Source organism: Rickettsiales endosymbiont of Peranema trichophorum, assembly GCF_004210275.1.
Lineage (GTDB): Bacteria > Pseudomonadota > Alphaproteobacteria > Rickettsiales > Midichloriaceae > RICK02.
The window spans coordinates 1-1,594 of record NZ_SCFA01000033.1; the positions used below are offsets into that span (position 1 = coordinate 1).

Genomic DNA, 1,594 nt, shown 5'->3' on the forward strand with positions numbered 1-1,594 from the left:
CAAGCCAGATTTTTGGAAACTTATGTTGAATTTTAGTGATGACAGTTCCAAGCACACACCACCATGACATTAGATCTCTTGGATAACTTAGGGGATATGTATAGATAATAGATTATGTATTATTTATAGATGAGGATACGTGAGGCTATGATAAAGTACGATAGAATCAAAGACTATAAACGCATATTACCTTGAGAGATTTATGTGGAAGTGAGGAGGTGTGTGTGTTTGGTTGAGATTTGGGGGCTAAAATGTAGCCATGCGCTTGAAAAATATTTTCTTGACTTAGAAGATATGATGCTCTATACCAGTAGCCATGGCATACGGTAAAGAAAAAATACATCTAGAAATCCAAACCAATACCAGCAAAAACCCTGTTGGTATTCTCCGTTCATCATACCGCGAAAACGGCAAAATCAAACATAAACAGTATGGACGCATTACCGGCAAAACTTTGCAAGAACTCAAACTCCTCCAGCTCGCTTTTCGTGGACAAGTCCTCCCAGGACATGCTCCTGAAGCCCTCAGGATCATACAAAGTAAAGAATATGGCGCCAGTGCGGCTCTTCTCCAGGTCATCAAGAGCATACACTTGGACAAGGTCATCTACTCACGCAATGAACCTTGGGTTGCTGCTGCTCTAACCATGATTGCTGGAAGAATCTTATACGCTGGCAGTAAACTTTCCCTTTGCAACCAATACGACAATACATGTTTGTTCGAACTAATGGGCATAGAGGGACGCCCTGATGTTGAGCGCCACTGCTATATCCCTCTTGATGAGCTGTTAGCAAGACAGGACCATATTCAAAAGAGCTTAGCCAAACAGTACCTTGCAGATGGTCATTTGGTCCTTTACGATATCACCAGCTCATATTTGGAAGGAGCATACAACGAAAGCGAACTTGCAGCTTTTGGATATAATCGTGACAAGAAATCTGGCCATAAGCAGATTGTTATAGGCTTGATTTGCAACAAAGCGGGATGTCCTGTTGCCGTAGAAGTATTTCCTGGTAATACCAAAGATGAGTCTACAGTTATTGACAAAGTAAGAGAGCTCAAAGATAAATACTGCATCAAAGAAGTCATTTTTGTTGGTGATCGTGGGATGTTAACCAAAAGCAATTTAGAGAAGCTCTCTACTGCTGACGTTCCTGCAACGGAGATGAATGAGGAGGAGGTAGTTGGGTCATATAAGGACTTGAGTCTGGTAGAGCAATCGTTCAGAAGTTTAAAGACGGTACATTTAGAGATGCGTCCGATTTATCATCATATTGAGCAGAGGATAAAGGGTCATATATTTTTGTGCATGCTAGCTTATCATGTTCAATGGCATATGAAGGAGAGGTTGAAAGCATTATTTTCGGTTGATGGTCGAGGGAAGTACAGGAGATGGAGCTTTGAGGGGGTACTGGAGACGTTGAAGAGTATAACGCGGAATAGGGTGTTGATAAACGAGGTTGAGGTTATAAAGCACAGCGAGCCGACAACGGAGCAAGCATATATTTTAGAGCTACTTAGTCGATGCTGAAGAAGAGGTAGGAGAGTTGGAAAGATAGGTGTTGGAAGAGTAAAGAGGTTATAATAATTTGCA

1 protein-coding gene is annotated in these 1,594 nt (G+C 41.5%); it reads left to right on the top strand.

From position 1 onward, the window contains the following. Nucleotides 1-316: 316 nt before the first annotated feature. Nucleotides 317-1,531 carry an IS1634 family transposase gene (locus EDM53_RS01545; protein WP_130121752.1) on the top strand — a complete coding sequence of 405 codons (1,215 nt, stop codon included), beginning with the start codon at nucleotides 317-319 and terminating at the stop codon, nucleotides 1,529-1,531. Nucleotides 1,532-1,594 lie beyond the last annotated feature (63 nt).

Excerpts from the sequence above, each read along its gene's own strand:
- EDM53_RS01545 (WP_130121752.1), top strand. The coding sequence starts at position 317 with ATGGCATACGGTAAAGAAAAAATACATCTAGAAATCCAAACCAATACC.